The 24,449-nt window shown below is 60.3% G+C and carries 19 protein-coding genes and 1 other annotated feature; of the genes, 15 read left to right on the top strand and 4 right to left on the bottom strand.

The features are described 5' to 3' along the window. The first annotated feature begins 1 nt into the window (after position 1). The 15 genes from D3879_RS27825 (at position 2) to D3879_RS10460 (ending at position 18,677) form a co-directional block, all read left to right on the top strand. Positions 2-853, top strand: coding sequence for a methyl-accepting chemotaxis protein (locus tag D3879_RS27825; RefSeq protein ID WP_420800925.1), 852 nt, complete (start codon positions 2-4; stop codon positions 851-853). Between the two features lie 256 nt (positions 854-1,109). After that, a complete protein-coding gene (locus D3879_RS10525) occupies positions 1,110-2,159 on the top strand; it encodes a YCF48-related protein (protein WP_119954190.1) in 1,050 nt (349 codons plus the stop codon). Between the two features lie 35 nt (positions 2,160-2,194). After that, positions 2,195-4,567: an efflux RND transporter permease subunit gene (locus D3879_RS10520; RefSeq protein WP_119954945.1), complete on the top strand. Its 2,373-nt coding sequence runs from the start codon at positions 2,195-2,197 to the stop codon at positions 4,565-4,567. Between the two features lie 61 nt (positions 4,568-4,628). Further along, a complete protein-coding gene (locus tag D3879_RS10515) occupies positions 4,629-6,236 on the top strand; it encodes a DUF1302 family protein (RefSeq protein ID WP_119954189.1) in 1,608 nt (535 codons plus the stop codon). Between the two features lie 20 nt (positions 6,237-6,256). Next, entirely contained in the window at positions 6,257-7,525 is a 1,269-nt protein-coding gene (locus D3879_RS10510; RefSeq protein WP_119954188.1) for a DUF1329 domain-containing protein, read from the top strand. 111 nt (positions 7,526-7,636) lie between these two features. After that, positions 7,637-8,743 (top strand): alcohol dehydrogenase catalytic domain-containing protein, encoded by a 1,107-nt coding sequence (locus tag D3879_RS10505; protein ID WP_119954187.1) that lies wholly within the window; start codon positions 7,637-7,639, stop codon positions 8,741-8,743. A gap of 71 nt (positions 8,744-8,814) precedes the next feature. Beyond that, on the top strand, positions 8,815-9,366 hold the full coding sequence (locus D3879_RS10500) for a cupin domain-containing protein (protein ID WP_119954186.1): 552 nt from the start codon (positions 8,815-8,817) through the stop codon (positions 9,364-9,366). Positions 9,367-9,815: 449 nt separating this feature from the next. Beyond that, positions 9,816-10,775 carry an AraC family transcriptional regulator gene (locus tag D3879_RS10495; RefSeq protein WP_238474221.1) on the top strand — a complete coding sequence of 320 codons (960 nt, stop codon included), beginning with the start codon at positions 9,816-9,818 and terminating at the stop codon, positions 10,773-10,775. Positions 10,776-10,932: 157 nt separating this feature from the next. After that, a complete protein-coding gene (locus D3879_RS10490) occupies positions 10,933-12,270 on the top strand; it encodes an aromatic ring-hydroxylating dioxygenase subunit alpha (RefSeq protein WP_119954184.1) in 1,338 nt (445 codons plus the stop codon). Positions 12,271-12,325: 55 nt separating this feature from the next. After that, the gene (locus tag D3879_RS10485; protein WP_119954183.1) at positions 12,326-13,189 is read left to right on the top strand and encodes an alpha/beta fold hydrolase; all 864 of its coding nucleotides are present in this window, start codon (positions 12,326-12,328) and stop codon (positions 13,187-13,189) included. Further along, positions 13,186-14,583 (top strand): amidase, encoded by a 1,398-nt coding sequence (locus D3879_RS10480; RefSeq protein ID WP_119954182.1) that lies wholly within the window; start codon positions 13,186-13,188, stop codon positions 14,581-14,583. Before D3879_RS10485 ends, D3879_RS10480 begins: the two co-directional genes overlap by 4 nt. Before the next feature lie 403 nt (positions 14,584-14,986). After that, entirely contained in the window at positions 14,987-15,370 is a 384-nt protein-coding gene (locus D3879_RS10475) for a c-type cytochrome (RefSeq protein WP_218567822.1), read from the top strand. A gap of 540 nt (positions 15,371-15,910) precedes the next feature. Beyond that, positions 15,911-17,002: an alginate export family protein gene (locus D3879_RS10470; protein ID WP_158592077.1), complete on the top strand. Its 1,092-nt coding sequence runs from the start codon at positions 15,911-15,913 to the stop codon at positions 17,000-17,002. A gap of 96 nt (positions 17,003-17,098) precedes the next feature. Beyond that, a complete protein-coding gene (locus D3879_RS10465; protein WP_119954180.1) occupies positions 17,099-18,070 on the top strand; it encodes an XdhC family protein in 972 nt (323 codons plus the stop codon). 31 nt (positions 18,071-18,101) lie between these two features. Then, complete coding sequence (locus tag D3879_RS10460; RefSeq protein ID WP_119954179.1) at positions 18,102-18,677, top strand: nucleotidyltransferase family protein; 576 nt, start codon at positions 18,102-18,104, stop codon at positions 18,675-18,677. Positions 18,678-18,821: 144 nt separating this feature from the next. Here the strand turns inward: D3879_RS10460 and D3879_RS10455 are convergent. The 4 genes from D3879_RS10455 to D3879_RS10440 form a co-directional block, all read right to left on the bottom strand. After that, positions 18,822-20,044, bottom strand: a protein-coding gene (locus tag D3879_RS10455) for an IS3 family transposase (protein ID WP_119953679.1) whose coding sequence is annotated in 2 segments (ribosomal slippage) — positions 18,822-19,759 and positions 19,759-20,044 — 1,224 coding nt in all. Because the reading frame shifts where the segments join, the coding sequence is not laid out codon by codon here. After that, positions 19,650-19,766: a sequence feature (AL1L pseudoknot), on the bottom strand. (Overlaps the previous gene by 117 nt.) A gap of 528 nt (positions 20,045-20,572) precedes the next feature. Then, positions 20,573-22,750, bottom strand: a complete 2,178-nt coding sequence (locus D3879_RS10450) for a xanthine dehydrogenase family protein molybdopterin-binding subunit (protein ID WP_119954178.1) — start codon at positions 22,748-22,750, stop codon at positions 20,573-20,575. Beyond that, the gene (locus D3879_RS10445; RefSeq protein WP_119954177.1) at positions 22,747-23,220 is read right to left on the bottom strand and encodes a (2Fe-2S)-binding protein; all 474 of its coding nucleotides are present in this window, start codon (positions 23,218-23,220) and stop codon (positions 22,747-22,749) included. Before D3879_RS10445 ends, D3879_RS10450 begins: the two co-directional genes overlap by 4 nt. A gap of 163 nt (positions 23,221-23,383) precedes the next feature. Continuing rightward, positions 23,384-24,334, bottom strand: coding sequence for a PDR/VanB family oxidoreductase (locus D3879_RS10440; protein ID WP_119954176.1), 951 nt, complete (start codon positions 24,332-24,334; stop codon positions 23,384-23,386). Positions 24,335-24,449 lie beyond the last annotated feature (115 nt).

Here is a 24,449-nt window from a genome sequence, read left to right as displayed (position 1 = left end):
CATGGCCGACCTGGTGCTGGAGATCAAGAGCACCAGCCAGAGTCTGCAGAGCACCTCCGAGGAGCTGCAGCAGGAAAGTCGGGCCTCCGGGGTGGTTGTGGACGCCCAGCGCGACGAGGTCGGCCAGCTGGCTGCCGCGATGCAGCAGATGGTCGCCACGGTGGAGGAGGTGGCCGGCAATGCGGAACAGGCCGCCCAGGCCACCCGCGAGGGGGATCTGGCCGTAGCGCAAGGGCAGGCGACTGTGGCCAATCTGAGCGCGGCCATCGCCGAAGACGCGAAGCTGCTCGAGCAGGTCACCGCGCTGACCGAGCAGCTGGATGAGGCCAGCCAGGCCATAGGTTCTGTGGTGGCGGTGATCCGGGAAATTGCAGACCAGACCAACCTCCTTGCGCTCAATGCCGCGATCGAGTCGGCGCGGGCCGGTGAGCAGGGGCGTGGCTTTGCGGTGGTGGCCGACGAAGTGCGGGCCCTGGCGCGGCGCACCCACAGTTCGACCGAGGATGTCTGCAAGAGCATTTCGATGATCCAGGAACGCACGCGCACCGTGGTGAGGATGGTGGAGAAGAGTCGCGACACTTCTCAGGTCAATGTCGCAAGCGCCCGTGAGGCCAGCGAGGCGCTGCACCGTATCACCCGGATGATCGGCCAGGTGCGCGAGATGAGTCAGCAGATCGCCACTGCGACTGAGCAACAGGCCGCCACCAGCGAGGAACTTTCGCGCAGCCTGGTAACCATCGCTGATTCCGCCGAAAGCGCTTCGCGGAGTGCGGGTCAGGTACACCAGCGTAGCCATGACCTGCAGTCGTCGGCGGGGCGGCTGAATGCCTTGGTTGGCCGCTTCAAACTGTAAGGCTTGTCGAGGGGTGAGCCCGTCGAACCAACCGCCATCGCCAGCGGCCGTCATCTGCGCTGGCGGCATGAGTACGGTGGGTAGCGGTTGACGCCGGTTTGCCTGGCTATCCCCTAAAAGTAGGTCCAATCATCAATATTGTGCGCCTGTTGGACAGGCCGAGCAGTGTCGGGATAGTCCGCTCTTGGAGGCGTACCTAGAGTTGAGTTGCCTTTGTCGCCAGCCCGAAGACGACGTCAACGTGTGGACTCGACCCATGTCAAAGCTCATCCAAATTGATAATTCCTTTTTGCTGCCGGTGGCCCGTGTGGGCGCCGGACAGCGTGTTCTGCGGATGCTGATGGCGGTGCTGCCGTGGACGATCATCGCCAGCCTGCTCGGGGCCGGGCTATTCATCAAACCACAGCCGGTCGGCACCACCGTGACGCCGCCGATGTTGGAACGCCGTGATCATTTCTACGGACTGGCCCTGGCACCGAGTGGAGAGGTATGGGCCAGTGGCTCGAACGGCAAGATTCTCGCTATCGCCGCGGATGGTCAGATGCGCCGCCTGCCCACTCCGACCGGACGCACCCTGCAGGACATAGCCGTCTGGGACGCCAGCCACGCCGTGGCGGTCGGCAATGACGGCGTCATCCTCTTCAGCCAGGACGCCGGCCGACACTGGCGCGAATCGTCGGAAGTACCGCGTTCGGAAATCGCCAACAAGCTCAATCGCGTGCGTATCGGCCAGGGCGGTCTGGCGATCGCCACCGGCGAGATGGGGGCGCTGCTGGTCAGCCGTGATTATGGGCAGAGCTGGCAGCGCCTGCGCGAAGAAGAAGACGTGGCCTGGAATGACGTGGCCATCCTCGACGGCGGCCGCCTGGTGGTGGTCGGCGAGTTCGGTAGCATCCTGCTCAGCGACGACCTCGGCCGGAGCTGGGCGGAAATCGCTGCACCGGTGCCCAGTTCGTTGATGTCGGTGCAATTCCGTGACGCCCAAAACGGAGTGGCTGTCGGCCTGGAAGGCGTGCTGCTGGTCACCCGAGATGGAGGTCAGCAGTGGGAGGTGGTTGAGCTGGGTATCAGTGACCACCTGTTCGACATCCTCTGGATTCCTGGGCAGAGCCAATGGTTTGCCAGTGGCGCGCTGGGCCGTTGGGTCGGCGGCAACGGCGACGCCGGTAGCTGGAAGAGCGGCACGCTGGATGACCGCAACCTGTCCTGGCACACCCGCGCCCTGTCGGTCGGCGGCGATATCTGGTTGTCCGGCGCTGACATCGGTCGCTGGGACGGCCGGCAATGGTCGCCGCTGAAGCCTTGAAACCTGCCATGGCCCATTTCATTCGAGAGCACAACATGATCGAGCGCATAGCTGAACTCTGCATCCGTCGGCGCGCCTGGGTGGCCGGCGGACTGCTCACGCTGACCCTGATCCTGGGTTGGTTCGCCCTGCACATCGAAGTCCGTACGGTATTCGAGGACATGCTGCCGTCGCATCACGAGTACGTGCAGACCCACGAAAAATTCAAGGACACCTTCGGCGGCTCGAACATGGTCACCATCATGTTCGAGGTGGAGCAGGGCGACATCTTCCAGACCTCTGTGCTGGATAAGGTGCGCACTGTGACCCTGGGGTTGCGCGAAGTCTCGGCGGTCAACCAGTACCAGATCACTTCGCTGGCCTCCAAGAAGCTCAAGGAAGTACGCGCCTCCACTGAAGGGATTGAAAGCCGCCCGCTGATGTGGCCCGACCTGCCGGCGAATGCCGAGGCGATGACTGAACTCAAGCAGGCGGTGCTGCGCAATCCGCTGGTCTATGGCCCTTACGTTTCCAAGGACTTGCAGGCGACGCTGATCACCGTCGACTTCATCGACCAGCAAGTCGACTACGCCAAGGTGTTCACGGAAATCCGTAGCCAGATCGCCAAGGTAGACGACGGCAGCGTGAAGATCCGCGTGGTCGGCGATCCGATCCTCTACGGCTGGGTCAGCCATTACCTGCCGGAGACCCTGCAACTAGTGTTCGCCGCCCTGGCGGTGACCCTGGTGATGCTGTTCGTCCTGCTGCGCACCTGGCGCGGGCTGAGCCTGCCACTGCTGGCCGGCGCGGTCAGCGCGATGTGGGCGCTGGGCATCTGCCGGCTGCTGAACATTCATTTCGAGCCGCTGGTCATCGTGGTGGCCATGCTGATCACCTCGCGGGCGGTGTCGCACTCGGTGCAGATCGTCAACCGCTTCGACGACGAACTCGAACTGCTGCCGGCCGACACTGACACGTCGCGTATCGCTGCTCGGGTCGCACTGGCCGATCTGTTCCGCCCTGGCATGCTGGGGGTGATCGCCGATGCCGCGTGCATGGCGGTGGTCGCCCTGAGCCCGATTCCGATGCTGCAGAAGCTGACCGTACTGTCGGTGGTCTGGGTGTCCACGCTGACCGTCAGCGCGGTGATCCTCACCCCGGTGCTGCTCTCCTTCATCCGCAAGCCGCATGGCACCGCGCATCCGATTAACTGCCTGCCGATGCTGCGCAAGGTGCTTGACCTGAGTGTCTGGATCAGCCTCTCAAGGGCACGCTACGTGGTGCTCGGTGGCAGCCTGCTGGTGGTGGTCGCCGCCGGCCTGTACTCGCTGAACCTGAAGATCGGTGATGCCAATCCGGGCTCGCCGATACTCTGGCCGGAATCGCCGTACAACCGCGACTCCGCGGCGATCAACGCGCGCTTCGAGGGTGTCGACCGGATGTTCGTGGTGCTCGGCGACGACAACCACCCGGGGCTGATCAAGGGCAACGAAGCCTTGCAGGCGATGAGTAGCTTCCAGCGTTTCATCGAGGCGCAACCGGAAGTCGGCGGCTCGCTCTCCATCGCCGACGTCCTGCCGCTGGTCAACAGCAGTCTGCGTGAGGGCAGTCCGCGCTACCTGGAGTTGGCCGACAGCGAGGGGATCAACGGCAGCCTGATGGCGATGCTCGACTCGGTCTCCGAACCGGGTGACATCTCGCGCTTTGCCGACGACCAGTACGCCAACGGCTCGGTGACGCTGATGTTCCGTGATCGCCAGGGCGAGACCATCCGTACCGCCGTGGCGCGCATCAAGGAATTCATTGCCGAGCATCCGCTGAGCGAAGGGCACTGGCAGCTGGCCGGCGGCCTGGTCGGGGTAATGGCCGCGGTCAACGAGATCATCCTGTCCAGCCAGATCGAGGCGATCGCCCTGGCCCTGCTGGTGCTCGCCGTGCTCTGTACCCTGGTCTACCGCTCCACTGTCGCCGGCATGCTGTTCATGGTCCCGGTGATCATCTCCAACTTGCTGACCTTCGCCTTCATGACCTGGAAGGACATCGGCATGAACATCAACACCGTGCCGGTGGCGGCGCTCGGCATCGGCCTGGGGGTGGACTACGCCTTCTACATCGTCGACCGGGTCAAGGAAGAGATCGCCGCCGGCAGCAGCCCCGAGCACGCCATCCGCCAGGCGCTGCACTCGGCTGGCATGGGCGTGATCGTCACCGCCAGCGTGCTAATCCTCAGCACCCTGCTGTGGTGGGTGTCGTCGCTGCGCTTCCAGGCCGAGATGGGCCTGCTGATGGCCATCTGGCTGAGCGTATCGGCGTTCTCCGCTCTGTTCGTAATGCCATCGCTGATCTACGTGTTCCGCCCGCGTTTCATCTTCGGCGAGCGGCAACCTGCGCTGGCCGGGGCGCCAACTCCCTCGCTTCAGCTGGGCTGAGACGAGCTCACAACAAAAACAATAACCAATGGTTCTTTGCTGCAACCACCAGGGAGACAACATGAACAAGCGCCGCATCCAAGACGCGCGATTCCGCGCCCCGCTCGACAAACTCGTACTGGCGATTGCCATGGGCACGCTCGCCACGCCGCTACTGGCCGACGACAGCCTCAAGATCGACGGCTACCTGCGCGAAGAGCTGTCCTGGAACACGAAGAACTGGGAAGACACGCCGGACTACGACGACAAGGGCAAGCTGTCGATGGCGCGCAGCACCGCCCTTCTCAACCTCGACTGGAAGGCCACCGACAGCATCTCGGTGGTCGCCAAGCTGCGCGCTTCGCGCGAGGTCAAGACCGGTTTCCTCAACCATCTGGAGAAAATGGGCGCCAACAACTTCCGTGAGGACGACGGTCGCGGCGACATCATGGATCTCTACAACGACGAGGAGATTCGCGAGCTGTATGTTGACTTTCCAGTCGGCGACCGCACCTGGTTCCGCCTCGGCAAGCAGCAGATCGCCTGGGGCGAGACCGACTTCTTCGCCGCCAACGACCTGGTGCACGGTTTCGACTTCACCTGGCGTAGCTTCCTCGAGCCGGCCAACGAAGAACTGCGCAAGACCAACATCATGGCCAAGGTCAACATCGACGTGCCGGAGCTGGAGGGCGGCATCGAGATGTTCGTGCGGCCGGGTTGGGATCAAAAGGAAGACATCGGCACGGAAATCGACATCTATGGCGGTCGCTGGTCGAGCCAGCCGTACGCCGGCGTCGACTTCCGCAATATCGACCCGTACAACTTCGAGAACGATGAGGGCGACTACCGCGATGTCACCGGCGGCATCCGCTGGAGCGGCCTGTATGGCGACACCAACTACTCGCTGTCATACCTGAAGACCTTCTACAACTCGCCGATCCTCAATGCCTCGAACAACCTCGCGCTGTTCGGCCTGCCGAATGTGCCGTCCGGCGCGGAGACCCAAGGCACCGACCAGACCCGCGGCCTCGCCGGCGAGGTCATCTACCCGATCGTCGACATCTTTGGCGTCACCGCCAGCCGCTACTCCGACTGGACCGACGCGGTGTTCAGCACCGAGATCGCCTACATCAAGGACGCGCCGTACCAGATCGAACTACCGACCCCGACCCTCCTCAGCCAGTTCATCGCCCCGGGATTCGATGGCTTCACCACCAAGGATGTAGTGGCGATGATGCTGCGCATGGACAAGAACATCGCCGCCACCCAGACCTGGCTGGGCACCGAGAAACCGATGTTCTTCTCCGTTCAGCTGTTCGACAAATGGGTGCAGAACTTCGACGAGGACGACCAGCTCCTCTACAACGTGGGCTTTGGCGGCAAGGTCAAGGAGCACTCGGTGCTGGCGACCACCATCTTCGGCCTCAGCTACGACAACGGACGAATCCGTCCGGAGCTGGTGGTCGGCGGCGACCTGAGCAACGGCGGCGGCTTCGCCGTGCCATCGGTCACCGTGGAGCTTTCCAGCAAATGGCGCTGGAAGGTCGAGTACGACGCCTTCTGGGACGATGGCCACCGCGACAGCTCGAAGTGTGTCCCCGGACAGATGAACAACTGCGACAGCACCACCCTGTTCGGCTACTTCCACAACCGTGATCAGCTGTACACCAGCCTGACCTACCTGTTCTGACCCCCATCGGAGACTTAGCCATGACCGCATTCCGTTTCGCCTTGCGCCACACCCTGGCCGCGGGCTTCATCGCGGTGGCCGGCAGCCTGCCGTGCCTCGCCAGTGCCGCCGAACTGCCGGCCGGTACGGTGATTTCCGCCGCCAATATCGACCAGATCAAGAACGACACATTCGAAGGGCACAGCATCGCCAGTCTGCTGACTGAGAAGATGGAATGGCGCATTCGTAACAGCGGCTGGAAACTGCCGCTGGCCAAGTCGCAGGAAATAACGCTCGATCCCCGTTGGCTGAAAGCTTCACAGGCAAATGCGGGCAAGACAACGATCAACAAGCAGACATGTCGGGTGGATGGCTGGGGGGCCGGCGAGCCTTTCCCTGACATCGATATGAAAGATCCGCAAGCCGCGGAGAAGCTCGTGTGGAACTGGCATCTCGGGCAACTGCTCGGTGACGTTTCGCAAGTGCCGCTGTTCACCCAACTGCTGATCGATGGCAAGAATGGCATTCATGCCAGTCCGGTCGCGGAGTTCACCCGCTACAGAATGAATGGTCGCCTGACCGGCGATAGCACGGTCGAAGGCGATGGAAGCGAGCGTGGCCGCCAACTTCTGTATTTCAAGTCGCCTTCGGACATGAAGGGGGTCGGCACTTACACCGCCATGCACGACTCTGAAAAAGTCAATGATGTTTGGGCCTATATCCCGGCCGTACGCCGGGTGCGCCGGCTTTCCGGGGGGGCTTGGATGGATCCGGTCGGCTCATCCGATCAGCTGCAGGACGATCTGGATATCTTCAACGCGCGGCCTTGTTGGTATCCGGAATTCAAGCTGCTCGGCAAGCGCTGGGTCCTCGCCGTGGCCAACAGCAAGACCGGGTTGTGGAATCCCGATGGCAAGACGTTCGTGGAAAAGTACCCGATCCTGGAGGAGACGCCGCCGTACTGGAACATGAACAACAACGACTTCGAGCCGCGCGAAGTCTATGTGATCGAGGCCATCACTCCGTCCGCCCATCCGTACAGCAAGAAAGTGATGTACATGGACGTCAAGTTCCCGCGTTTCTACTACGCCGAGGCCTACGACCGAAAAGGCGAGTTCTGGAAATTCATGGAGATCCACTCCTATCCCAACAACGCCGACGGCGATCTGCGCAGTGCGGGCGTCGCGGTCATCGATTTCCAGCGCAATCACGCCACCCTTTCCTTGATCGATAGTGCGACCTGGAAAACCAACTTCCCCTCCAAGGCCAGCGATTTCTCCCTGCAAACCTTGCAGAAGGCAGGACGTTAGAAGCCGAGCGCCGGTATGGCTGCCAGTGTTGCACTGGGCCGTACCGGCGCGGTGCCAAACGCCAGCCCTGCGTCACTCGAATGTAGCCAGTGTTAACCAGAGGACAATAATATGACGACGATGAAAGCGGCCCGGCTGCACGAAATCGGTGGGAAATTCACCATCGACGAGGTGTCCCGCCCGGAGCCCGGGGCGCACGATGTACTGGTCAAGGTCGAGACCAGCGGCTTGATCCCGAACCTGAAAAACGTCACCACGCATTTCCCCGAGTGGTATCCCTTCCTGCCGCTGCCGGCACTGCCGGCGATCTTCGGCCTGGACTCCGTCGGCACCATCGCCGCGGTTGGCTCCGCGGTCACCTCGTTCAAGCCCGGTGAGCGGGTCTATGTGAATCCCGGTGTCGGTTGCGGCGAATGCCGTCATTGTAAGCAGGGCGAAGCGCCACGCTGCGACTCTTATACCTTCATGGGCTATTTCGGTTTCGGCCCCGGCTCGCAGGCGATCTTCGAGAAATACCCCTATGCCGGTTACGGCCAGTACATGACTGCGCCTGCAACCAGCCTGGTGCGTCTGCCGCAGCGTCTGAGTTCTGCCCAGGCGTCTCGCTTCGGCTATCTCGGCACGGCCTATTCGGCGATTCGGAAATCTGCGCTGCGTCCGGGGCAGAGCATCCTCATCCTCGGTGCCAGCGGTACCCTTGGGGTCGGCGCAACCCTGCTCGCGCTGGCCTTCGGCGCGGCGCAAGTGGTGGTCGTTGCCCGTGACCGCGCGGCACTGGAGCGGCTCAAGGAACTGGCACCAGAGCGCATCGAAACGATACAGATTGGTGCCGAGGCCATCCATGAGCAGGTGCTCAGGAAGGTGCCCGGCGGTGTCGACGCGATGCTCGATACGCTAGGAGCGAAAGCTCCGGCGGAGTTGTCGGTGGACGCTATGCGGGCGGTCGGTCGCGGCGGCCGCATCATTCAGATCGGCGGTGTGGCCGGGCCGATCCCGATCGATCCGCATCCCTTCATGTGCGCGCAACTGCAATACATCGGCTCGTTGTGGTTCACCACCTCCGAGGGCGACGAAATGGCGAGCATGATCGGCTCTGGCACGCTTGATCTGTCGTCCCTGGAGGAGAGAGCGTATCCGCTCGAACGCCTGAACGAAGCACTCGACGACATCCAGACGCAGGCAAATGGCTTCACCAACTTCCATATCGTCCACGACTGACGTCCCTGCTCGCGCCGCGACCCACCCTGACGGCCGCGGCGCGTCCGCCCGCTGATTCGGAAGCATGCACAATGACAACAACCCGTATCGTTACCGGCCATGATGAATTCGGCCACTCACAGGTCATCAGCTGCGGTCCGCTGCCCGGCAGCGAAGAGTTCACCCATTCCCGCGGCTTCTCTGCCGCGCTGGTCTGGCAGACCCCGGCCGTCCCAGCGCTTGTCGACCAGCCCATCGACCCGGCACTGCAGATGTCTTCGGTAGTACCCGCGCCGGGCGGCACCAGTGCCCTGCTGGTTACCTTCCCGCCGGACGCTCTCGCCGGTGGTGCCGACTTCGATCCGGTCGCCGCCACCGAAGAGCTGTGCGAACGCCTACCAGGCTTGGGTGAGCGTTTCGAAGCAGAGCACCCCGGTTTTCATCGCACCGACACCATAGACTACGGCGTGGTGCTCGAAGGTGAGATTACCCTCGAACTCGACGACGGCCGTACCAGCAGGCTGAAGCAGGGCGATCTGGTGGTCCAGATGGGGACCCGTCATGCCTGGCGTAACACAGGCAACATACCGGCGCGTCTGCTGTTTGTCCTGGTCGGCGCGAAGCGCCCGGAGCCGCTGGCGTAACGGTGATGAAATCAGGGCGCAGGCCAGTCCGCTAGAGCGTCGGTGGTACGTCCTACCATCTATCTGCTGAATGCCTGTCAGGAGCTGCTTGGGGCATGTTTTTTGCCTTGCTCAACATGCAGCCAAGTTTCCTTGATTTGGTGTTACCTAATCCCTCTGCCTGCTACATTTGAAGCACATCGAATGGCCGGTTGTTACTTGCATTCGCACGTCCGACTCACCGCTGCCTATCAGTGGTGTGGAGTTCACGATGTGCGCGGTGGTGGCAGGCAATGTGGCGGAAGCTGTGTTTGCTATAAAAAATAAAAGCACGGGATGCTTGCAATCCTGTGCCTATAGCCGTGACGTGCATGATTAACCGTCCTGCTCCAGTTGTATCGAGCAGGACGGAGAGGTAAACGAATATGGAAAGCTTGGTTTTTTCTGCGATAACACCGCCAGAGGTCGTTTTGTCGCGTTTCGAGGTTTGTCATACACACGACCTTGAGGAGGCGCGCAGATGTGGGGAACGGATTTTCTGCGAAAACCGCCTACGCAACCTGGATACCAAAGGCGCGATCAATGCCCGTTTCTATTACCGAGGACTGGAAGGTATCGGTGTCGGTCGCCTGGGCTTTGGTGGCGATGTAACCATTGAGCCCGGCACCGTACTTGATTCCTTCTACCTGATTCAAATGCCGATTCGCGGGCAGGAGCGGATCGAGTGCGGCGATCAGCGAGTACTTTCTACTTCGAACATGGGCTCGATACTCAATGCCCACGTCCCATTCCGGATCAACCATTCCAACGGCACGGAAAAATTGATAATGCGGGTCGACCGCAGTTTGCTCGAGCGCCATTGCCAGCAGCATCTGGGGCGCACGCTACGCAAGGGCATCGAGTTCCAGGCGGGCATGCCGCTGGATACTGAGCAAGGCCGCCTCTGGATGCGCATGGTCGGCTGGCTCTACGACAGCCTGTCCGCCAATGACGAGCACCTGCCTCCACTGCTCTATGCGCAGTTCGAGCAGACTGTGGTAACCATGCTGCTGACCTGCCAGCCACATAATTACAGTGCGGAATTGTGCGCGGACGGGCCCTCGATCGCCCCGTCATTCGTCAAGCGCGTCGAGCGCTACATCGAGGAGCACGCCCATGAGCCGATTTCCATCGTCGACATGGCCGAGCATGCCGGGGTCAGCAGCCGTTCGCTGTTCACCGGTTTCCGGCGTTTCCGCAACACCTCGCCAATGCTCTACCTCAAGGAAGTGCGCCTGCGCTACGTACAAGAGGAGCTGCAGCGGCAGAGTTTCGGCGCCACCACGGTGACCGCCGTTGCCTTCCACTGGGGGTTCAGCCACCTCGGTCACTTCACCACCGACTACAAGCGTCGTTTCGGTGAAAGCCCGTCGGAAACCCTGGCGCGCTGATCCTTGCGGGCAAGGATGTCCGCTCCTACGTATTTCTGCGCTACCGGGATAAATCGCTCAGTCAAAGGAGCGTCAACCGCGAGCTAGCTTCCTAGGATGACCACACGCGCGCTGTTTCATATGGCGCTGTTGTCCGTCAGCCTATCGGGAGCCCCTAATGTCCGAGCAACCCATCATCCGCCGTCGCGTGGTCAAGAGCGGCATCAGCGATGCCCGTACCAACAACGCCAAGACCCAGAGCCAGTATCAGCCGTACAAGGATGCTGCCTGGGGCTTCATCAACCACTGGTATCCGGCGCTATTCAGTCACGAACTGGTCGAAGATCAAGTCCAGGGCATCCAGATCTGCGGCATCCCGATCGTTCTGCGCCGGGTCAACGGCCAGGTCTTCGCCCTCAAGGACCAGTGCCTGCACCGCGGCGTGCGCCTCTCGGAAAAACCCACCTGCTTCAACAAGAGCACCATCTCCTGCTGGTACCACGGCTTCACCTACGACCTCGCCAGCGGCAAGCTGGCGACCATCGTCGCCAACCCGGACGACAAGCTGATCGGCACCACCGGGATCACCACCTACCCGGTGCATGAAGTCAACGGCATGATCTTCGTCTTCGCCCGTGAAGACGGCTTCCCCGACGAAGATGTGCCGCCGCTGGCCCATGACCTGCCGTTCCGCTTTCCGGAGAGCAGTGAGCAGTTCCCGCATCCGCTGTGGCCGGCCTCGCCGGGCGTGCTCGACGACAACGCGGTGGTGCTGGGCATGCACCGCACCGGCTTCGGCGACTGGCGGATCGCCTGCGAGAACGGCTTCGACAACGCGCACATCCTGGTACACAAGGACAACACCATCGTCCACGCCATGGACTGGGTGCTGCCGCTCGGCCTGGTACCGACCAGCGACGACTGCATCACAGTGGTCGAGGAGGAGAACGGCCCGAAAGGCATGATGCAGTGGCTGTTCACCGACAAGTGGGAAGCGGTGCTGGAGAACGCCGAGCTGGGCCTCAAGGTAGAAGGCGTCAACGGCCGTGCCTACCGCACCTCGGTGGTGCTGCCAGGGGTGCTGATGGTGGAGAACTGGCCGGGCGAGCACATGACCCAGTACGAGTGGTACGTGCCAATCACCGACGACACTCACGAGTACTGGGAAATCATCGTCCGCGTCTGCGACACCCCGGAAGAGCGGCAGAAGCACCAGTATCGCTACGACCACGTGTACAAGCCGCTGTGCCTGCACGGCTTCAACGACTGCGACGTCTATGCCCGCGAAGCCATGCAGAACTTCTATCTCGACGGCACCGGTTGGGACGACGAGCAACTGGTGTCCACCGACATCTCACCGATCACCTGGCGCAAGCTGGCCTCGCGCTGGAACCGCGGTATCGCCAAGCCCGGTCGCGGCGTGGCGGGCGCGGTGAAGGACACCAGCCTGATCTTCAAGGAAACCGCCGACGGCCACCGTCCGGGCTACAAAGTCCGCCAGATCGAAGATCATTGATCCTGGCACCTGTCCGGTGCTGAGCGCCGGACAGCCTTCGACAAGGACATTCCTGATGAACAAGCAGTTCAATTCCACCAGCCGCTTCGTCACGGTCGACGGTGTGCGTCTGCACTACCGCATTATCGATGGGCTCGATGACAGCTTGCCGGTGATCTTCACCCACGGCGGTGGCCCCGGCAGTAACGCCTGGAGCAACTTCCGGCAGAGCGCCGGCGCCTTCGCCGCGCAGCACCCTTGTTACTTTCTGGATTTTCCGCAGTTCGGCGGGTCCGACATGGTGCCTGTCGACGGCCCGGTGTTCAGCTGGCACGCACGCAAGCTGCTCGGCTTCATGGATGCCCTGGGCATCCGCCAAGCACACCTGGTCAACCAGTCGTTTGGGGGCTGCGTAGCCATCCGTTTTGCAGCAGATCATCCCGAACGGGTCAGCCGCCTGGTGCTGATCGGCTCGCAGCCGGTAGAGCGGGGGATCATGCAGCCGCTTCCGTTGTTCAGTAAGCATGCGGCAACGCTGATGTCTGACTACTACTTGGCGGACGGCGGGCCTAGCCTGGAAAAGCTGCGCGAGTTGATCTGCCGTTATGAGTTGCATGACGACAGCAAGATCGACGAGGAAAGCCTGGGCCTGCGCTATGAGGCCAGCAACAACCCTGATTTCATTGAGTTGCTGCGGCGTCCTGGGGCCTTTGGTGAATGGGAAAACCTTGTGCCGATTTTTGCGCGGGTCCAGGCGCCGACCTTGATCCTCTGGGGTCTGCACGACTGGTTTGGCGGCATCGACGTGCCGATGTTGATGCTCAACCAGTTCGCCGACGCGCGCCTGCACGTCATGGGTAACGCCGCTCACCATCTGCAAAGCGAATGTCCGGCCGAATTCAATGCGCTCGCCCTGACTTTCCTCGGGGGCTATGAATGACCAGCAGTAGCGAGCTCCACTATCTGGAGATGTATGAGCTGTCCTTGCTCATACGCTCAGGAAAGGTCTCCCCGGTAGAGGTCACCGAAGCTCAGTTGGCGCGGATCGACAAGCTTGATGGCGAGCTTCATAGCTATGCCCGGGTAACTCCGGAGCTGGCTATGGAGCAGGCCCGCGAAGCTGAGCGGGAACTGATGCGCGGAGAGTGTCGTAGCCCGCTGCACGGTATTCCGATTGCGGTGAAGGATTTGTTTTACACCGCCGATGTTCCGACTACGGCGGGTATGCCGATTCATCGTGATTTCATCCCGCAGGAGGACGCCACAGTAGTGGCTCGTCTGCGCGAAGCCGGCAGCGTGCTGCTCGGTAAGCTGCGTATGACAGAGGGTGCTTTTGCCATCCATCACCCGGATCTGCCGACGCCGAACAATCCATGGAGTGCGGGGCATTGGGCTGGCGCCTCCTCCAGCGGTAGCGCTGTGGCGACTGCCGCAGGCCTGTGTTACGCCGCGCTCGGTACTGACACGGGGGGATCGATCCGTTTTCCCTGTGCGGCCAACGGCCTGACCGGCCTCAAGCCGACTTGGGGGCGGGTCAGTCGGTATGGTTGCTTCGAACTCGCAGCAAGCCTCGATCATGTCGGTCCCATGGCGCGCAGCGCACGGGATGTACTGTTCCTGTTATCGACTATTGCAGGTCATGATCCCAAGGATCCGACTTCGTTGCCCAGCGTCTGCCTGGAAATCCCAGAGATCGAGGATAGATTCCGCGGTCTGCGCGTCGGAGTTGATGAAGCATGGCTCAGCGACGGTGTGGATCCGGTTATCCAGCACGCACTGCAGCGCGTGCTGACGATCATTCGTGACGGCGGCGGGACGCTGCATCGGGTGCAGATGCCTGATACCCGTGCGGTGAGTAGCAATTGGGAGCTGCACTGCGGCGTTCAGACTGCGGTTGCGCACGCCGCAACCTATCCTCGCCGTGCGCAAGAATATGGCCCGGCGCTGAGTCGCTTGATTGATGGCGGCAGGGCCCTTAGCGGCATGGACTACCAGCGCGTGCTGCTCGACGCGCAACGCTTCAACGGCGAGCTGGAAGCGGTGCTGGGTCAGGTCGACTTGCTACTGGCTCCGGTCCAGCCGTTCGCCGCGCCGACCCACGAACAGCTCGCCAGCCTCGCCATGGACGCGGAGGCGAACCGCCGTCTGATCCAGTTCACCGCGCCGTTCAACGTCAGCGGCCACCCTTGCCTGAGCTTGCCGTGCGGCTTCACCGAGGCCGGGTTGCCGATAGGTTGCCAGTTCATTTCCGGCAAAAGGGCCGAGGCGATCCTCTGCCGAGCCGGCATGGCGTTGCAGAAGGTCACTAACTGGCACAAGACCCATCCCCTATAGGTCTCGGATCACGCTGCTGAAGAGGTGGCCCATTGTCGTTCTGGATGCCGTACCCCCAGGCGGTCCGGCAGCGCCAAGTCCGGGATGAGCTGCAATGGCAGTGTCCCGGCCCCATCACAGTGATTGTCGCCACCTTTCGCTTTCAGCCATCTCGGCCACTTCACCTCCGACTACAGGCGCCGTTGCGGCGGAAACCCTCGTGCGCCAGGGGCGGTAGACGGGGATGGCCGTCAAGGCGCATTTCCTGCGCTGGTGGGATAAGCCGCTCGGTCTCGGGAGCGTCAGCCCGAACACTACTTCCTAGGATGGCTCACAAGCGTATCGCAGATTATCAAGGCGCCCGGTTCGAACTCCCACCTCACGGCGAATTGCAATGTCTGGTGCCTTTTAAAGGAGAGCTAGGATGAGAAGAAGAGCATATTTGTGGCTGTGCATGTTCATTGCGACCACCAATCTGCACATCGGACCAAGTACGGCACAAGACGCCGTATCCGGCGGCGGAGTATTCAAGCAACGCTGTGCGACATGTCACTCCATTAACCCGGACAAGCCTTCCACGATGGGGCCGAATCTTGCGGGAATCTTAGGCCGTAAGGCCGGAACCGTGCCGGGCTTTGCTTATTCCAATGCCATTCGAAATAGCGAAATAGTTTGGAGTTCGGCGGACTTGGACATATTTATCAAAAGTCCTCAAAAGTTTGTTAAGGGCACCAAGATGTTCGCGCCAGGTATTTCAGACGCCAGGGTGCGCGCCAATCTGATCACCTATCTGGAAACGCTCAAGTGACACGTGGCGAGACCGATGCAGATATACAGTGCGTCATAAGTTTTTGTAAAAATTAGATTTTATTTTTATGTGTCGGTGTAAGTCACTCGGCCTCTACAAGCAAGTAGATGTCTTTCTATGAGTGGCAGATAACGGTGATTGAAGTAATTCAGACGTTAAAGAAATTAACGCTTTCTGCATACTGTTTTTAATTTGGTTATGCCTTTTTCCAGGCATGGCCATCGATAAGTGCTGAAATAACGACAAAACACACGCCTGCACATTGTGACAGGTGTGCCTACAACTCTTCGTAACAAATAAAATAATAGCGAGGCAATGATGTATCTAGTTTCCAGGAATGCAATCGGCACTTGTTTTCTTTCGATCATGCCACTTGGTAGTGCCTTGGCATTCGAAAGTGTCGAATTCGGAAGTCTCCAACTCACCCCGAAGCTGGAGTTTGGCGCTGCATATATCAATAACACGGATCAGGCTTTCGGCTCTGACGTTAGTTTCTCTGGCCTACCGGTTGAACGTGATGGCAGTCGCTTCGAGTACTTCGTGAAGCCAAGCTTGGAGTTCAATGGCCCCTTAGGCGGCTTGGGCTCCTTCTACGGGGGCGTCAGCGCCGTGGCTAGTTTTACACGTGGCGACAGCGATGGTGCAGGCTTCACCCCCGATGATCCCGAGTCGAGCGATATCGACGATGCCTACCTCGGCTGGAAGAGCGGCACGGTGTTCTCCGAACTGGGCGCAGACGCCATCAAGCTCAGTTTCGGGCGCCAAGCCTTCATGATCGGCAATGGTTTCCTGATCGGCGACGGCCATTATGATCAGGGTAACGACGCCGGCTACTGGCTGGCCCCCTACAAAGCCTTCGACAACACCATCCTGGCCCAGTTGGACGCCGGCAAGGTGCACGTCGACCTCTTCGACCTCTCCGCGCGGATGGATCTTGATGTCATCGACTACAAAGAGAAAGTCCGTGTCCGGGGCGGCAACTTCGAATGGCGCGACGAGACCTACGGCACCATTGGGATCACCGGATTTCATACCCTGGATGCCGACAATCCGCTACGCGATGGGATGAACGTCTACGATGTACGCGCCTCGGGCAGCCCGATCCAGTCGCTGCCCCAAGTCGCGCTGGCGGCGGAGTATGTCTGGCAACGCGGTGGCGATGCGGACAAGAAGAGTGAAGCCTGGTACGTGCAGGGCAGTTACACCTTCCAGGACGCGCCGTGGACACCTGTGCTGACTTATCGGCACTCAGTCTTCTCCGACGACTACGACTCCCTGCTGTATGGCTACGGCGGCGACTGGGGCACCTGGTTCCAGGGCGAAATCGTCGGCGAGTCGATGCTGTTCAACGTCAACCAGAAGGTCGACATGCTGAAGCTAACGGCATATCCAACTGAGACCCTCGCAGTTGGGGTGATTGGCTACGACTTCAGCTATGACAAGGCACCGGAAGGTGTTACCAGCAAGGACTTCGCGAAAGAGCTGAACCTGCATGTTGATTGGTTTATGACATCCAATGTCACGGTCGGTGCTCTGTATGGCGTCGCTCGCCCCGATGATGGTGCGAAGCAGACCTTCGGTGACGATGAGACCTCGCATCTCTTCGAGACCTATATCAACGTCAAGTTCTGAATTGCGTAGGATCGCAACGAAACTGGACGTTTCACTCTTCAGAGTGAAACGTCCAGATTGCGCAGCGAGAATGGCCATCGATGGAGGAAAGCGTTGATGCAATACCTTGATCTGTTGGTGCTGCGCAAAGCCCTGGAGTGGTCCAGGGCCGGTCAGCGTGTGTGGCTATGCACGGTGCTTGCCACCTATGGATCGGCGCCGCGCGCGCCAGGTTCGCTGCTGGCGGCCACTGCGGGTGGTGAATGGATTGGCTCGCTCTCCGGTGGCTGTGTCGAGGATGAGTTTCTCGAGCGCCTGGCCGCCGGAGCCTTCCCAGAGCCCTGCAGCCTGGTGCGCTATGGTGACGGCAGTGATCCTCACTCGCAGATCCGCCTGCCCTGTGGCGGCGTGCTGGAAGTGTTGGTGGAAAACCTGCCGGCCGACTGCGAGGTTCAGGCGCACCTGCGAGAACTGGAGGGTTCACTGGCCGGCCAGCGCCGGCTGATCCGCGAGATCCGCCTGCCGAGTGGCGAACGCCGTTTGCAGGCGGATAGTGCGCAGGGCCCGCGGGTGGAACGCCAAGGCGACCTGCTGCGTTTGCGTGTGGGAGCGGCCCAGCGCCTGTTGCTGGCGGGTTACTCCTCGGTGGCGCAGGTGTGCGCGCAGTTCGCCCAGAGCCTGGGTTTCGAAGTGGTGCTCTGTGACCCGCGTGACGAAGTAATGCAAGGCGTCGAGTTGCCAGGCGTGGAGATCCGCCGCGAGTTACCTTCGGAAGTGATCCGCTTGGGCGGTTGCCATGCAGATACTGCGGTGGTGGCATTGACTCACGATCCGCGCATCGACGATCTGGCGATGATCGAGGCGGTGCGCACTGAAGCCTTCTATATCGGGGTCATGGGGTCCAAGGTAACCAGTTCCAAGCGTTTCGAGCGCTTGTGCCGGGTAGGTGGCCTGACTGATGTTGAGCTGTCGCGCATCATTGCGCCTATCGGTCTCAACCTGGGTAGCAAGACCCCGGCAGAGATCGCCCTAGCAGTGCTGGCCGATATCCTGCGAGTGCGTAACGGCCTGGCCCGCGAAGCGATCTAGAACGCGTCCGCCTTCTTGAGTTAGGTTCACTATGCCCAAGGTTATCGCCCTGATTCTCGCCGCCGGTCGTGGCAAACGTTTCGGCAGCGACAAGCGTATTGCCTGTCTGGCGGACGGACGCACCCTACTGGCCGCGAGCTTCGAACGGGCGCAACAAGTGTTCGACGAGGTCTACTTGCTGCTTCGTCCAGAGGATGATGTACGCGCGCTGGGGCTGCCAGAGAATTGCCGAGTTATTCATTGTGTCGAGGCCGATCAGGGAATGGGGCACAGCCTGGCTGCTGGCATTCGGGCTTTGTCCGCCCTGGATGCCGAGGCCATCGCCGTCCTGCTCGGCGATATGCCCTGGATTGCCACAGACAGCCTGCAGCAGCTCTGCACCCGGGTGGCAGCCGAAAGCATCGTTTATCCCGTACATCAAGGCCTGCGTGGTCATCCGGTGCTGTTTGGCCGGATGTTCTGGCCGCCCTTGCAGGCGGTACAGGGCGATGAAGGCGCGCGTGCGCTGCTCCAGGCTAGTACGGAGGCCTGTCACGGCATCGATCTGGACGACCCTGGCGTGTTGCTCGATGTCGACCGGCCAGAGGCGTTGTTATCGCAGCATTAAGTTTCAGCCCGGTGGAAGCTCGTCGCGTGACAATCGATCACTGCAGTACTTGCCCAGCCAGACGCTACTCATTAGCCGTGTATTGATTCGCGCGAGAACCCTGCGTGAATCGCCCCGGCTATTGTGGAGGCCGTTTCGTTTAAGTCAGGCCGCAATGGCCTGACTGGCTTGTTGCCGGTAGAAGTTTGTCTCAGCCTCCGCCGGCGGGATATAGCCGATTGAGCCCAGCAGACGCTGGTGGTTGTACCAGTGCACCCACTTCAGGGTGGCCAGCTCGACAGCCTCGCGGCTCTTCCATGATTGCCGGTGAATCAGCTCTGCCTTGTACAGCCCGTTGATGGTTTCGGCCAGGGCATTGTCATAGCTATCGCCTTTGCTGCCGACCGAGGGCTCGATGCCGGCCTCGGCCAGGCGTTCGGTGTAGCGAATCGAGACGTACTGGCTGCCGCGGTCGCTGTGATGGATCAGGCCGCCCGTACGACTGGACTGGCGGTCATACAGGGCCTGGTCCAAGGCATCCAGTACGAAGTCGGTCTTCATGCTGGTACTGACTCGCCAGCCGACGATACGGCGTGCAAATACGTCGATCACGAAGGCCACATACAACCATCCCTGCCAGGTCGAAATGTAGGTGAAGTCCGACACCCACAGCTGGTTAGGCCGGTCGGCATGGAACTGACGCTGGACACGATCCAGCGGGCATACGGTTTGGTCGCCCGATACCGTTGTCCGCACGACCTGACCACGCCGTATGCCCTGTAATCCGACCTGACGCATCAAACGCTCCACGGTGCACCTGGCCACATCGACGCGCTCTCGCCTGAGTTGCTTCCAGACCTTCATCGCGCCATAGCACTGCATGTTGGCATTCCACACTCGCTGGATTTCCGCGATCAACACCTCGTCACGCCGAGCACGACAGGAGCGCAGTGCGGGGTTACGAAGCCGGGCTGCATGCTTCCGGTAACCGGATGGGGCGATCCGCAAGACGCGGCAGATCGACTCGACCCCAAGACGGTCACGATGCTGGTCAACAAACGCCCTCAGGACTTGGTGCGGCGGTCGAGCTCCGCCTGGGCAAAATACGCACTGGCCAGGCGCAGGATCTCGTTGGCCTTGCGCAGCTCTCGCACTTCTCGCTCCAGCGTCTTGATGCGCTCATGCTCTTCCGTGGTTTGACCGGGCCGCTGCCCGGTGTTGGTCTGATAACGACGCACCCAGCCATGTAGGGTTTGCGCTGCACAGCCAATCTTGGGGGCGATGGACTCGATGGCCGCCCACTCGGACGGATAGTCGTTCAGGTGCTCCAGAACCATGCGTACAGCACGTTCACGGACTTCGGGGGAGTAGGTCGTGGTCTTTCTCATGGCCTCATCTTCTCAAGAGTTGAGGCCTCCACGAAACCCGGGGCGATTCAGCGCGGGGTTTGTGAGGGGCTTTTGACCCTGTCGTGATTGATGTCCACTTTAGAACAATAACGCTACCCACTAACCCCAGAGTCTATGGCCGTAGGCGTGATTATCTAGCTGTCTGAGGAAACGCCATATTTGGATTGAAGTCTCTCGATCTAGCCCAAATCCAGTTTGTATTTACCACCTCGTTCCATATCATCTATCCGGTCACTACGAGTAGTTTGGTCAGTTATCTGGTGGTATGGATGGGCCGTCGAAATCATCTGATCTCGTGCATTCGGTGATGTTCTGTCGGGCGTTTCCCTTCGGTCGACGTACTGTAATGACGCGCCCCGATCTGCCTGATATCGAAGCTCGCTGTTCCGGCTTCGACATCGGGCAGATCGGGATTCGGCTAGCGGTTTGGGGCGATCCACGGAATGGGGCTGGAGGTGGCAGGCGAAGCGGATGCTGCTCTAATCCGACCCAACTCCGCCGGGATCATCACACATCGATGGCTGCACTTACCGGAGTGTCCCTGAAGCGCTTTCCCGTTGCCGCATAAATGGCGTTGCACAAAGCAGGAGCCACAGGCGGGCAGGCAACTTCACCTACACCGAACGGTCCCTCCTCGCTGCTGACGAGATGCACCAGCACTTCCGGCGCGGCGTCCATGCGCAGCACCGGGTAGCTGTCGAAATTGCTCTGTTGGGCGCGGCCCTGATCGAAGCTGATTCGTCCATACAATGCGTTGCTCAGGGCAAAGATGACACCACCCTCTACCTGCGCTTTGACGCCATCTGGGTTGACCACCCGACCGCAATCGAGCACCACGGTGATTCTACTGACACGAAGGTGGCCGTCCGCGATCGTTACCTCGGCAACTGCGGCAACTCTCGTATCGACATAGCTGTGCACCGCAACACCGCGTCCCATTCCGGCTGGCGAACGCTCGAGTAGACCTCCCGTCTTGGCAGCTACATTCAGGACATGTGCAAGTCGAGGGTCTTTCCCGAGCATGTTCAGGCGGAAGGTCACGGGATCTATCTTCGCGCGGTGTGCCAATTCATCGATGAAGCATTCGACGGCGAAGCAGTTGCTCACTTCACCTGGCGCACGCATCCATGAAACCGTCGGTCCAGTCTTCGGTGTGTGGATATCCAGCCTGAAGTTCTCGATTTCGTATGGCAGGGTGATCGCGCCGCCAACCGACAGCGCGTCGTAACCGCCTGCGTTCCAGGATGCGAACTCGGTATCGTCGAGGATGGACTGGCTTACGATCCGGTGCCCCCACGACTCGATCTTGCCCGAAGGCGACAGGGTGGCCGACAGCCGATTGAACGCCATCGGCCGGTATTCTCCCCCCTGAATATCGTCCTCGCGGGTCCAGATGTTCTGGATGGGGGCGCCAAGGTGCCGCGCCGCTTTCATGATGCGGGCGGTTTCCGCCACGAAGTCACTCTTGGGGCTGGCGCGCCTTCCGAATCCACCGCCGCAATGCATTGTGTTCAGCTTGACCTTCTCTTTGGGAATACCAAGGATTTCGGATGCGACCTTGTGGTCCATGCTCTGGTACATGGTGCCGACCCAGATTTCGCAAGCGTCTCCCTGCCATTGCATCGTGCAATTCAGTGGCTCCATCGGGGCGTGCGCCATATACGGCATGGTGTAATCCGCAAGGTGGCCGCCCCCCGAGTCGCTCATCAGTGCATCCGTACGTCCGCGTTCAAGGACGACGAGTCCAGGTTTTCCTAGCGCCTGGCGATATTCAGCCTCCATCACCTCGGAGGACATAGTGCCGCGGGGGCCAGAATCCCACTCGATTTTCAGCAGCGCCCGTGCCGTTTTTGCCGCCCAGAAGTTCTCGGCGATAACCGCAACTCCGTCGGCAATTTGCAGGCACGCCTTAACGCCAGGAACCTTCTTACTCGCGGAGTCGTCGACCCGGATAGCTTTTCCGCCGAGGATGGGAGAGCGTGCAACCACCGCGGTTAACATGCCGGGCAAACGAACATCGATTCCGAAGATCGGCTGCCCCGTGATCTTGTCCTTGCCTTCGATGCGTGGCATCGATTTGCCAATCAGTTTGAAGGTCTCCGGGGATTTCAAGCGGACATCCCCAGCAGCCGGCATGGGCAGTTTCGCCGCATCCACGACGAACTCGCCGTAGGGGGCTTTGCGGCCATCTGCAGCCAGGACATACCCGTTGGCGGTGGTGCATTTGTCTTCGCTCAGCCCCCACGCCTTTGCAGCCGCCCGCACGATCAAGAGGCGCGCAACGGCTCCCGCCATTCGCATCGGTTCGAAGAGATATCGCGTGCTGGAGCTTTGCGCGATCATCTGGATCCCGGGGCCGAAGACGTCGGGCGCCAACTGGTATTCATCGCCAGCAGGCGAATGCCTGGCGGTTACCATGGACCAGTCGGCATCCAGTTCTTCGGCCAACGCTTGGGCCAGGCAGGTATGGATGCCCTGGCCGATCTCGGATTGCCCGACGAGCACGACGATCTGGCCATCGGAGGAAATTTCGACAAATGCGTTCGGTTTGAAGGCCTTGCCAGCGTTGTCACCTAATAGGCCAGAAATCGCATTGGGAGAGTGCACGACGATGGCCAATCCGGCGGCTATGGTGCCGGCGGATACGATGAAAGTGCGGCGAGTCAGGAGACGGGGGTTGTTCATGACTTTGCTCCAGTCCGTAATTCCGCTGCGGCAGATTTAATCGCTTGTCTTATACGCGGATACGTACCGCATCGACAAAGGTTCCCCGACATCGCGGAGTCGATATCCTCATCGGATGGATCGGGAGTCTCGGAGATCAGGACCGCTGCCGACATGATCTGTCCAGGTTGGCAATATCCGCATTGGGCTACTTGATGTTCGAGCCATGCCTTTTCGAGTGCTTCTCGTTGCTTGCCAGACAGGCCTTCAATGGTGGTGATCTTGGTATCTGCAACTGCTGCGATGGGGGTGATGCACGCTCGCACCGCGATTCCATCTACGTGGACGGTGCACGCGCCGCATAAGCCTGCGCCGCACCCGAATTTCGTACCCCGCATGTTCAATGCGTCACGTAGAACCCACAATAGTGGAGTCTGGTCATCTACAGGTGTTAGTTCGACCGTTCGACCGTTCAGCGTAGCCTTCATAATACGACCCTCATCAATATATCTTATTGTGTTATTAATACTGATAGTCTGTTATTAATCGGTATATATCTTCGTCTCCAGCCTCACCGCCACCGTTCCTATGAACAGCCACTACTAAATCAGTTTATTGGATCGTCGGCTGCTGTCTGGTTGTCTGTGTCGGGGGTTAAAGATCCAGCACAAGGAGCGGCGACTTCGAACGTGAACAACACGGCAAGAATTGGTCGTTCAAGGCCTTTTCGTCATCGCTCAGATAAAAATCGTTATGATCCGGTTCGCCTGCAAGGACACGTGTGAGGCACATCCCGCACACACCCTCTCTGCACGAAGTCGGGACCTCGACGCCAGCCGCCAGCAATACCTCGACCACAGTCTTGTCGCGCGGTACATCAATGACTCGACCATCGCTCGACAACTTGACCTGAAACGTATGCGAGTCGCTTGCCTGCGGCGGGCTCGCCGCCGCGAAGAATTCGCGATGGATGCAGTGGTCGTCCCAACCGGCTGCTTTCGCCGCCTCCAGGACAGCCATGATGAAGCCCCCAGGACCACACACATACAGATGCTTGCCAGGAATCGGGCTCGCAAGTAGAGCGGCAAGGTCGATGCGGGACGCGGCACCGGCATCGTCAAAGTACAGGTTGGAGAATCTGGCAAGATCCCCATGGGTGAGGCGTTCACGGAACGCCATGCGCGATGCATCGCGCGCGCAGTAATGCATCTCGAACGACACCCCCTTAGCAGCGAGCGTCTCGGCCATGCACAGAATCGGCGTAACCCCGATGCCTCCAGCCAGTAGCAGTGAATGCTCGGCGTCGCTAGCAAGAGAAAAATGATTTTTTGGTTCGCCAATCTCCAACAACTCGCCCTCTTTGAGAGCATGCATCGCAATCGAGCCACCGCGCGAATTTGGATCGCGTAAGACCGCGATCAAATAGCGATGTCTTTCGGAAGAGTCGTTACACAGTGAATACTGGCGAACGATGCCGTCTTGGAGGTGGACATCGATATGTGCGCCGGCAGAAAAGGCCGACAGATCGATACCATCAGGACGTGCGAGTTCGAACGCGAAGATATCGGTCGCTGCTTCGAATTTACGGACAATTTGGACTTGCATACGGCACCTCACAACATACTCGGGCCGGCTTGCTGCTCGTTGACGATTAGTCATTCGAGGTTGTAACGCACTTACACCAGCAATCGGCGTCGATGTTCAACTTCAGCGAATTACA

This window comes from Pseudomonas cavernicola (assembly GCF_003596405.1).
GTDB classification, from domain to species: domain Bacteria; phylum Pseudomonadota; class Gammaproteobacteria; order Pseudomonadales; family Pseudomonadaceae; genus Aquipseudomonas; species Aquipseudomonas cavernicola.
This window is presented reverse-complemented; position numbering and strand designations above follow the sequence as displayed.

Bases quoted from the DNA above. Each gene is read 5' to 3' on its own strand.
- D3879_RS10485 (WP_119954183.1), top strand. From the start codon at position 12,326: ATGAACAAGCAGTTCAATTCCACCAGCCGCTTCGTCACGGTCGACGGT.
- D3879_RS27825 (WP_420800925.1), top strand. From the start codon at position 2: ATGGCCGACCTGGTGCTGGAGATCAAGAGCACCAGCCAGAGTCTGCAG.
- D3879_RS10465 (WP_119954180.1), top strand. From the start codon at position 17,099: ATGCAATACCTTGATCTGTTGGTGCTGCGCAAAGCCCTGGAGTGGTCC.
- D3879_RS10440 (WP_119954176.1), bottom strand. From the start codon at position 24,334: ATGCAAGTCCAAATTGTCCGTAAATTCGAAGCAGCGACCGATATCTTC.
- D3879_RS10510 (WP_119954188.1), top strand. From the start codon at position 6,257: ATGACCGCATTCCGTTTCGCCTTGCGCCACACCCTGGCCGCGGGCTTC.
- D3879_RS10460 (WP_119954179.1), top strand. From the start codon at position 18,102: ATGCCCAAGGTTATCGCCCTGATTCTCGCCGCCGGTCGTGGCAAACGT.
- D3879_RS10500 (WP_119954186.1), top strand. From the start codon at position 8,815: ATGACAACAACCCGTATCGTTACCGGCCATGATGAATTCGGCCACTCA.
- D3879_RS10450 (WP_119954178.1), bottom strand. From the start codon at position 22,750: ATGAACAACCCCCGTCTCCTGACTCGCCGCACTTTCATCGTATCCGCC.
- D3879_RS10505 (WP_119954187.1), top strand. From the start codon at position 7,637: ATGACGACGATGAAAGCGGCCCGGCTGCACGAAATCGGTGGGAAATTC.
- D3879_RS10490 (WP_119954184.1), top strand. From the start codon at position 10,933: ATGTCCGAGCAACCCATCATCCGCCGTCGCGTGGTCAAGAGCGGCATC.
- D3879_RS10480 (WP_119954182.1), top strand. From the start codon at position 13,186: ATGACCAGCAGTAGCGAGCTCCACTATCTGGAGATGTATGAGCTGTCC.
- D3879_RS10520 (WP_119954945.1), top strand. From the start codon at position 2,195: ATGATCGAGCGCATAGCTGAACTCTGCATCCGTCGGCGCGCCTGGGTG.
- D3879_RS10475 (WP_218567822.1), top strand. From the start codon at position 14,987: ATGAGAAGAAGAGCATATTTGTGGCTGTGCATGTTCATTGCGACCACC.
- D3879_RS10515 (WP_119954189.1), top strand. From the start codon at position 4,629: ATGAACAAGCGCCGCATCCAAGACGCGCGATTCCGCGCCCCGCTCGAC.
- D3879_RS10525 (WP_119954190.1), top strand. From the start codon at position 1,110: ATGTCAAAGCTCATCCAAATTGATAATTCCTTTTTGCTGCCGGTGGCC.